At 69.8% G+C, this 8,801-nt stretch carries 8 protein-coding genes; 7 read left to right on the top strand and 1 reads right to left on the bottom strand.

Annotated features, from left to right (window positions below):
- Positions 1–1,362, bottom strand: a 1,362-nt coding sequence (locus AC1D2E_RS33185; RefSeq protein ID WP_478201344.1) for a phospholipase D-like domain-containing protein, incomplete at its 3' end; no start/stop codon positions are given.
- A 93-nt stretch (positions 1,363–1,455) separates the two neighbouring features.
- Between AC1D2E_RS33185 and AC1D2E_RS33180 the strand changes: the two genes are divergently transcribed.
- From AC1D2E_RS33180 to AC1D2E_RS33150, 7 genes are all read left to right on the top strand, one after another.
- A complete protein-coding gene (locus tag AC1D2E_RS33180; RefSeq protein WP_478201343.1) occupies positions 1,456–2,010 on the top strand; it encodes a peroxiredoxin in 555 nt (184 codons plus the stop codon).
- A 21-nt stretch (positions 2,011–2,031) separates the two neighbouring features.
- On the top strand, positions 2,032–3,534 hold the full coding sequence (locus AC1D2E_RS33175) for a M81 family metallopeptidase (protein ID WP_478201342.1): 1,503 nt from the start codon (positions 2,032–2,034) through the stop codon (positions 3,532–3,534).
- A 47-nt stretch (positions 3,535–3,581) separates the two neighbouring features.
- Entirely contained in the window at positions 3,582–5,015 is a 1,434-nt protein-coding gene (locus AC1D2E_RS33170; protein WP_478201341.1) for an aldehyde dehydrogenase family protein, read from the top strand.
- 151 nt (positions 5,016–5,166) lie between these two features.
- A complete protein-coding gene (gene moaA, locus AC1D2E_RS33165) occupies positions 5,167–6,285 on the top strand; it encodes a GTP 3',8-cyclase MoaA (protein ID WP_478201340.1) in 1,119 nt (372 codons plus the stop codon).
- Positions 6,282–6,932 (top strand): molybdenum cofactor guanylyltransferase MobA, encoded by a 651-nt coding sequence (gene mobA, locus AC1D2E_RS33160; RefSeq protein ID WP_478201339.1) that lies wholly within the window; start codon positions 6,282–6,284, stop codon positions 6,930–6,932. Before moaA ends, mobA begins: the two co-directional genes overlap by 4 nt.
- A gap of 13 nt (positions 6,933–6,945) precedes the next feature.
- Positions 6,946–8,253, top strand: coding sequence for a molybdopterin molybdotransferase MoeA (moeA, locus tag AC1D2E_RS33155; protein ID WP_478201338.1), 1,308 nt, complete (start codon positions 6,946–6,948; stop codon positions 8,251–8,253).
- A 36-nt stretch (positions 8,254–8,289) separates the two neighbouring features.
- Positions 8,290–8,778 carry a Crp/Fnr family transcriptional regulator gene (locus tag AC1D2E_RS33150; RefSeq protein ID WP_478201337.1) on the top strand — a complete coding sequence of 163 codons (489 nt, stop codon included), beginning with the start codon at positions 8,290–8,292 and terminating at the stop codon, positions 8,776–8,778.
- The last annotated feature ends 23 nt before the right edge of the window (positions 8,779–8,801 follow it).

The following is an 8,801-nucleotide window of genomic DNA, read 5'->3' as shown; positions in this document are numbered from 1 at the left end:
GTCGACCACCACGCCCATTTCCGTGTTCTGGGTCGCCGAGCGCGGGTCCAGGTTCATCGACCCGATGAAGATCCGCCGCCGGTCGATGGCCGCCGTCTTGGCGTGCAGCCGGCCGAGCGAGTTGCCGAACATGTCGAAGCGCTTGTTGGCCGTGGTGCGCTCGGGGCTCAGTTCGTAGAGGTCGACACCGCTGGCCAGCAGGCGCTCGCGGTAGCGGGCGTAGCCGGTGTGGACCAGCGGCTCGTCGTTGGCGGCCAGCGAATTGGTGAGCAGCGTCAGCTTGACCTTGCGCCGCGACAGGTCCTCGAACGCGGCCATCCCCTTCTCGCCGGGCACCAGGTAGGGCGAGGTCAGGTCCACTTCGGTCCTCGCATCGAGCAGCAGGGTCCAGACCTTCATCGTCACGCTGGTGGCGAGCGCCTCGTCGGCGCTCATGGTGGCCGGCTTGGTCGGCGGATCGGCGATGGCATGCGCCTCGCCCCACAGCAGCCCCATGCGTCCGCCGTCCAGCTCCTCGGCGATCGGACCGTAGCCGAGCACGTCCGAGGGCGGCAAGACGATTTTCGGGGGCGGCGAACCCATGCCGATCCAGGCGTCGAACTCGTCGGGCCCGGGCCTGCGGCCGCCCGGGCCGCGTACGATCTGGTCGATCGGCCAGACCTGCTCGGCGTTCCAGTACTGGTCGAAGATCGCCTCGAGCTCGGCCACCACCTTGCCGACCACCAGCGCATCCATGTCGATGAAGTTCTGCGACTCGCTGAGGACGAAATACTCGTCCGCGATGTTGCGCCCGCCGACCACCGCCACCACGCCGTCGGCGATGAACAGCTTGTTGTGCATCCGATGGTTGAGCCGCCCGATGTCCTGCGGCGACGCGACGAAGCGCGAGAGAAATCCATCCCGGCCGCAGCAGAAGGGATTGAACAGGCGCACCTCCACGTTCGGCGTCTGCGCCAGTGCCAGCAGCGGCTGCTGGCTCTTGACGGTGTAGAGGTCGTCCACCAGCACCCGCACCTTGACCCCGCGCGAGGCCGCCTCGCGCAGCGCGCGCATCAGGAGCCGCCCGGTGGCGTCGTTTTCGAGCTGGTAGTACTGCACCACCAGCGACTGCTGGGCCCGCTGGGCGAGCTGGATCCGCGCATCGAGCGAATAGACGCCCAGCGGCATCAGCCGGAAGCCGGAATGCTCGTCGGGCGGCGTCGAATCGGCGACGATCTTCGCCAGCCGGGTCGAGCGGTCCGGCGCCGCGGCGTAGTCGGCCGGCCGGTCGCGGGAAATCGGCAGCGAGCCGCAGGCAGCCAGCAGGGCGATGCCTGCGCAAGCCAGCGCCAGGCGTATCCAGCGGTCCAGGGCAATCTTCATGTCGTGTTCCTCCTTGACGACGGACGGAGGCCGAAGCGGCGCCACACGGCGTGCAGTCCTAGAATTCGAAACGCTTCCACCCGGAGTTACATGATGATGCCCTCGATCGCCGTGCGCGCAGCTTTCATTGCCGTGGCCGCGGCCCTGACCGCTCCCGCCCATGCCGCACTCGACATCGGCGACCCGGCGCCGAAGTTCATCGCCACCGCGGCGCTGGGCGGCAAGACCTTCCGCTATTCGCTGGCCGATGCGCTCGCCAAGGGGCCGGTGGTGGTGTACTTCTTCCCGGCCGCGGATTCTCGCGACTGCTCGATCGAGGCCCACGCCTTCGCCGAAGCCATCGACCAGTTCGCCGCCCTCGGCGCCACGGTGATCGGCGTGTCGGCCGACGACATCGACACGCTGTCGAAGTTTTCGGTCAGGGCTTGCCAAAGCCGCTTCCCGGTGGCCTCCGACGAGTCGAAGACCGTGATCGAGGGCTTCGACGCCCTGATGCAGACACGGCCGGATTTCGCCAATCGCCTGTCGTACGTGATCGCCCCCAACGGCAAGGTCGCCTACTTCTACCAGAACCTCAATCCGGACAAGCACGTCGAGCGCATGCTGAACGCGCTGCGGGCGCTGCCGAAGCCGGCGGCTTCGCGCTGAGCCCATTTTCCAGGAGCGAACTTGAACGTCTTCATCGCCGGTTTCCAGCACGAGACCAACACCTTCGCCCCCAGCAAGGCCGATTGGGCCGCCTTCCAGCGCGGCGAGGCCTTTCCGCCCTACCGCCGCGGCCCCGAAATCATCGATGCCTACGCCGGGCGGAACATCCCGATCGGCGGCTTCATCGACGCAGCGCGCGAGCGCGGATGGGCTCTCGTGCCTTCGGCCTGGGCCGGTGCCACCCCTTCGGCACACGTCACCCAGGAGGCCTTCGAACGCATCGCGGGCGTCATCGTCGAGGACCTGTCGAAGGCGCTTGCGCACGGCGGCGTTCACGCCGTCTTCCTCGACCTGCACGGCGCGGCCGTGGCCGAGCACCTGGATGACCTCGAAGGCGAATTGCTCGGGCGGATCCGGGCGATCGTCGGCGCCGCCGTGCCGATCGTCGCCAGCCTCGACCTGCACGCCAACGTGACCCGGCGCATGCTCGACGAGGCCGATGCGCTGGTGGCCTACCGAACCTACCCGCACGTGGACTCGGCCGACACCGGACGGCTGGCCGCGGAACTGCTGGCGCGCCGCATCGCCCGCGGCGCGCGCGAACCGCTGCAGGTGCGGCGGCTCGCATTCCTGCTGCCGCTCAACGTGCAATGCACGATGGTCGAGCCTGCGGCCTCGGTCTACCAGCTGCTGCGCGAGCTCGATGCAGGACACGGCACGGTGCTGAGTTTCGCCACCGGCTTCCCGGCCGCCGACATCGCCGAGTGCGGACCGGTGGTGTGGGGCTACGGCGACGCCGCCGATGCCGCCGTCGAGACGCTGTTCGCACGCATCGACCATCCGCGCTCGCAATGGCGGCTCGAGGTCCTGTCGCCCCGCGATGCGGTCGCGCAAGCGCTGTCCATCGCCGAAGGCGCCGATCGGCCGGTGGTCATTGCCGACACCCAGGACAACCCGGGCGCGGGCAGCGACAGCAACACCACCGGCATGCTGCGCGCCTTGCTGGCCGAGCGCGCCGGCCAGCGCTTTCCCGGCCGCGTGGCGCTCGGCCTGATGTTCGACCCTGCAGCAGCCGCCGCCGCGCATGCGGCCGGCGTCGGTGCCGAGCTCGACATCCATCTCGGCGCCGAGGTGCCGACCTGGGGCGGCCAGCGCAGCGATCCGGTCGTCCGGGGCCGTTTCACCGTGCGCGCGCTCAGCGACGGCCAGGTCGCTCTCAAGGGGCCGATGTCGCACGGCGGCGTGCTCTGCGTGGGCCCGAGTGCCTGCCTCGAGATCGACGGCGTGCGGGTAGCCGTGGCCAGCGGCAAGAGCCAGATGCTCGACCGCGAACTGTTCCGCTTCCTCGGCATCGAGCCCGAGGCCATGAAGCTGCTGGTCGCCAAGAGCTCGGTGCATTTCCGCGCCGACTTCGCGCCGATCGCCAGCCGGATCCTGGTCGCCAAGGCGCCCGGACCGATGGCCGCCGACCCCGCGGACCTGCCCTGGACGCGCCTGCCGGCGACGATGGCGCTGCGACCCTGAGGCCCCGCCGATCCGCCGATCCGCCAGGCGCCTTAAGATTTCGCCCCATGCAATTCAACTACATCGGCAACGAAAACGTTGCTTCCTCGTCCGGCCGCACGCTGCCGGTGATCGACCCGTCCGACGGCCAGCCCTTCGACGAGCTGCAGCGCGGCAATGCCGCCGACATCGACGCCGCGGTGCGGGCCGCGCGCCATTGCTTCGAGACCGGCTGGCACAAGGTCAGCGCGGCCGAACGCGGCCGGCTGCTCTACAAGCTGTCGCAGAAGATCGCCGAGCATGCCGACGAGCTGGCGCTGATCGAGCAGCGCGACTGCGGCAAGCCGGTCAAGCAGGCCCGCGCCGATGCCGCGGCGCTGGTGCGCTACTTCGAGTTCTACGCCGGTGCCTGCGACAAGCTGCATGGCGAGACCCTCCCCTACCAGGACGGCTACAGCGTCTTCACCTGGCGCGAGCCGCACGGCGTCACGGGCCACATCATTCCGTGGAACTACCCGATGCAGATCTTCGGGCGCAGCGTCGGCGGCGCCCTGGCCGCCGGCAACGTCTGCGTGGTCAAGCCGTCCGAGGACGCCTGCCTGTCGCTGATCCGGGTCGCCCAGCTGGCGGCCGAGGCCGGCTTCCCGCCCGGCGCGCTGAACATCGTGACCGGCTATGGCCACGAAGTCGGCGACGCGCTGGCGCGGCACCCGGGCATCGACCACATCAGCTTCACCGGCAGCCCCAAGGTGGGCACGCTGATCCAGCAGGTGGCGGCCGAACGCCATTGCCCGGTGACGCTCGAGCTCGGCGGCAAGAGCCCCCAGATCGTGTTCGCCGATGCCGACCTGAGCGCGGCGATTCCGGTGCTGATCAACGCCATCGTGCAGAACGCCGGCCAGACCTGCTCGGCCGGCTCGCGCGTGTTGATCGACCAGGCCATCTACGAACCGCTGCTGCAGCGGCTCGGCCATGCCTTCGAGGCGCTGCGCGTCGGTCCCGCCGCGATGGACCTGGACGTCGGTCCGCTGATCCGGCAGACCCAGCAGCAGCGCGTCTGGGACTTCCTGTCGGACGCACAGGTTGCGGGCATCCCGATGGTGGCGCAGGGCGTGGTGGTCGACGAGGCCCCCGAGGCCGGCTTCTACCAGGCGCCCACGCTGTTGCGCGACGTCCCGGTGGACCACCGGCTGGCGCAGGAGGAAGTGTTCGGTCCGGTGCTGGCCGCGATGGCCTTCCGCGACGAGGACGAAGCCGTGGCACTGGCCAATGCGACGCAGTTCGGGCTGGTCGCCGGCATCTGGACGAACGACGGCGGGCGCCAGTTCCGGATGGCCAAGCGCGTCAGGAGCGGCCAGGTGTTCATCAACAACTACGGCGCCGGCGGCGGCGTCGAGCTGCCCTTCGGCGGCGTCAAATCCTCGGGCTACGGCCGCGAGAAAGGCTTCGAGGCGCTGTACGGTTTCACCACCCTCAAGACCGTGGCCGTCAAGCACGGCTGACCCCGAACGCCGGGCCGATGCTCCGCCCGGACGCACCTTCTTTCAGGAGGCACCCGTGCGCGTCAAGGACACATCCATCGCCGGCAGGGCCGGGGTCCCAGAGGCCTTGCGAGGATATCGGTCCAGGTGATGGGTTAAATTCACTTCTCCCATGAACCAGCAGCACGTCGTCAAACTCTCCGACATCGGTCGCACGCCCCGCGTGCCCCCGATCGGAACCGGCGTGCCCGCCACGGGCATGCTGCTCGACCGGCTGGCCCGGCCGTTGACGGACCTGCGCATCAGCGTGACCGACCGCTGCAACTTCCGCTGCAGCTACTGCATGCCGAAGGAAGTGTTCGACAAGGACTACCAGTACCTGCCGCACAGCGCGCTGCTGAGCTTCGAGGAGATCACCCGCCTGGCACGCCTTTTCGCCAGCCACGGCGTGCGCAAGATCCGGCTCACCGGCGGCGAGCCGCTGCTGCGCAAGAACCTCGAGATCCTGGTCGAGCAGCTGGCGGCACTGCGCACCCCGGACGGCCAGCCGCTGGACCTCACGCTGACCACCAACGGCTCCCTGCTCACCCGCAAGGCCCAGGCGCTGAAGGCCGCTGGCCTCCAGCGCGTGACCGTGAGCCTCGACGGCCTCGACGACACGGTGTTTCGCCGCATGAACGACGTCGACTTCCCGGTCGCCGAGGTACTGGCCGGGATCGAAGCCGCAAAAGCCGCGGGCCTGGGCCCGATCAAGGTCAACATGGTGGTCAAGCGCGGCACCAACGAGCAGGAAATCCTGCCGATGGCGCGCCACTTCCGCGGCACCGGCGTGGTGCTGCGCTTCATCGAGTACATGGACGTCGGCGCCACCAACGGCTGGCGCATGGACGAGGTGCTGCCGTCGGCCGACGTGGTGAGCCGCGTCGCCGCCGAATTCCCGCTCCTGCCCCTGGAAGCCACCACCGCCGGCGAAACCGCGCAGCGCTGGGCCTATGCGGACGGCGGCGGCGAAATCGGCGTCATCAGCAGCGTCACCCAGGCCTTCTGCCACGATTGCAGCCGGGCACGCCTGTCGACCGAAGGCAAGCTCTACCTGTGCCTCTTCGCGAGCCAGGGCCACGACCTGCGGCCGCTGCTGCGCGGCGACGCCGACGACGCGCAGATCGCCTCCGCGCTCGGCCACATCTGGCAGGGCCGCAGCGACCGCTATTCCGAACTGCGTGCGCTGCGCGTCCCCGACACCGATGCCGGCGCGCCGCGCCGGGTCGAGATGAGCTACATCGGCGGATGAGCGCCCCGACCGTCATCACCGCCAGCGAAATCACCGGCCTCGTGCTCGCCGGGGGGCGCGGCTCACGGATGGGCGGGGTCGACAAGGGCCTGCAGAACTTCAACGGCACGCCGCTCGCGATGCATGCGGTGCTGCGGCTGGGCATGCAGGTCGGCGAAGTGATGGTGAATGCCAACCGCAACCTGGCCGCCTATGAATCCTTCGGCGTGCCGGTCTGGCCGGATGGCCTGGCCGACTACGCGGGCCCGCTGGCCGGCTTCCTGACCGGGCTCGAACGCTGCGAGACCCCCTACCTGCTCACCGTGCCCTGCGACACGCCGCTGTTCCCGCTCGACCTCGCAAGCCGCCTGGCGGCCGCCATGGCCGCCGAGGACGCCGATATCGCGATGGTCAGCGCGCCCGAGGCCGCCGACCCGCCGGACACCGCGCCGGTGCTGCACCCGCAGCCGGTGTTCTGCCTGCTGCGCGCCACGCTGCTCGAAAGCCTGGTGCGCTTCACCCAGGACGGCGGCCGCAAGATCGACAAGTGGACCGGCCAGCACCGCACCGTGCTGGTGCCCTTCGACCAGCCGGGCGACGCCCCCAACGCGTTCTTCAACGCCAACACGCCGGCCGAGCTCCGCGGTCTCGAACGCCAGCGCTCCTGATTCCCTTCCTGCCATGAGCCGAATCGCCGAAATCGCCGCCGCGTTGGCGGGTTACGACCCCAAGGCCCTCGGCGTCGATGCCGTGCAGGCTTTCCTGGCGCAGTTGACCGAGCCCGCCATCGTCACCCAGGTCGAGCGCCTGGCCCTGCGCGATGTGCTCGGGCGAGTGCTGGCCGAGGACATCGTCTCGCCGGTCAGCGTGCCGCCGCACGACAACTCGGCGATGGATGGTTTCGCCTTCGACGGCGCTCAGCTCGATGCGGCCGGCGACGCCACGCTGACGCTTCGCGTGGTCGGGACGGCCCTGGCCGGTGCCGCCTGGCGCGGCACGCTGGGCGCCGGCGACGCACTCAAGATCATGACCGGCGCAGTGATGCCGGCCGGCCTCGACACCGTGATCCCTCAGGAGTTCTGCACGGTCGAGGACGATCGCGTGAGCTTCCCCGCCAAGGCGCTGCGGCGCGGCGACAACCGCCGCTTCGCCGGCGAAGACCTGATGCAGGGTCAACCGGCGCTGCGGCGCGGCCAGATCGTCACGCCGGCCGCGCTCGGCATGGTCGCCAGCCTCGGCCTGCCGATGGTGCCGGTGCTGCGGCGCCTGCGCGTGGCGTACTTCTCCACCGGCGACGAGATCCTGAGCCTGGGCGAGCTGCCACGCGAAGGCGCGGTCTACGACAGCAACCGCTACACCGTGTTCGGCCTGCTCACGCGGCTGGGTTGCGAGGTGATCGACCTCGGCCTGGTGCGGGACGATCCGGCGGCGCTCGAATCGGCGCTGCGCCGCGCGGCCGCCGGGGCCGACGCGATCATCACCAGCGGCGGCGTCAGCGTCGGCGAAGCCGACCACACCCGCGCCGTCATGCAGCGGCTCGGCGACATGGCGTTCTGGCGCGTCGCCATGCGGCCCGGACGGCCGATGGCGGTCGGCCTGATCCCGGCGCCGGACGATCGCCGCGGGCCGGCGGTGCTGTTCGGGCTCCCGGGCAATCCGGTCGCGGTGATGGTCACCTTCCTGGCCTTCGTGCGCCCTGCGCTGCTGAAGATGATGGGCTGCAACGCCGCCTGCGCTGCGTCACCGCCGCTGCTGCGTGCCACCAGCGTGGAGGCGATCCGAAAGAAGCCCGGGCGCACCGAATACCAGCGCGGGCGGGTCGATCAGGTGGCGGGCGCGTTGCCCCGGGTCCGCATCGCCGGCAACCAGGGCTCGGGCGTGCTGAGCTCGATGGTCGAGGCCAACGGCCTCGTGGTGCTGCACCACGACCAGGCGAATGTGGCGCCGGGCGACACGGTCGACGTGATGATCTTCGACGGCGTGGTGTAAGGTCTGGGCCCGCCACGGGCATCACGGGAGTTGCGCATGGCAGCGTCCAGAATCGAACTGATGCAGCAGATGCCGATCTTCGGCGCCATCGGCGCGGAGACCATCGAATTCCTGCTGGCGGCGGCGCCGGTGATCGAAATGCCGTGCGGGGGCTATTTCTTCCGCGAAGGCGAGCCGGGCCACGGCATGTTCGTGCTCGAATCCGGCAGCGTGACCGTGTCCAAGAGCTGGCGCTCCCACGAGCTGCTGCTGAGCCGCCTGGGGCAAGGCGACTGTTTCGGCGAAATGGCGCTGCTCGATCTGTTCCCGCGCAGCGCCTCGGTGCGCGCCGAGGCCGACTGCGTCGCGATCGAGCTGTCGTCGGCGAACCTGTACCGGCTGTTCGAGCGCGATGTCGAGCAGTTCGCGCTGATCCAGATGAACATCGCCCGCGAGATGAGCCGCCGCCTGCGGGTCACCGACGACCTGCTGTTCCGGACCCGGATGGGCGAGCATGACCCCCCCCCAGGTTGGCTCACTTCGTGAGCCGCCCACCCCCTACCGGGGGC

This window comes from Variovorax sp. P1_H2, assembly GCF_056405295.1.
The sequence above is the reverse complement of the archived record's forward strand: the minus strand, read 5'-3'. Positions and strand labels throughout refer to the sequence as shown.

Excerpts from the sequence above, each read along its gene's own strand:
- moaA (WP_478201340.1), top strand. The coding sequence starts at position 5,167 with ATGAACCAGCAGCACGTCGTCAAACTCTCCGACATCGGTCGCACGCCC.
- AC1D2E_RS33150 (WP_478201337.1), top strand. The coding sequence starts at position 8,290 with ATGGCAGCGTCCAGAATCGAACTGATGCAGCAGATGCCGATCTTCGGC.
- AC1D2E_RS33180 (WP_478201343.1), top strand. The coding sequence starts at position 1,456 with ATGATGCCCTCGATCGCCGTGCGCGCAGCTTTCATTGCCGTGGCCGCG.
- moeA (WP_478201338.1), top strand. The coding sequence starts at position 6,946 with ATGAGCCGAATCGCCGAAATCGCCGCCGCGTTGGCGGGTTACGACCCC.
- AC1D2E_RS33170 (WP_478201341.1), top strand. The coding sequence starts at position 3,582 with ATGCAATTCAACTACATCGGCAACGAAAACGTTGCTTCCTCGTCCGGC.
- mobA (WP_478201339.1), top strand. The coding sequence starts at position 6,282 with ATGAGCGCCCCGACCGTCATCACCGCCAGCGAAATCACCGGCCTCGTG.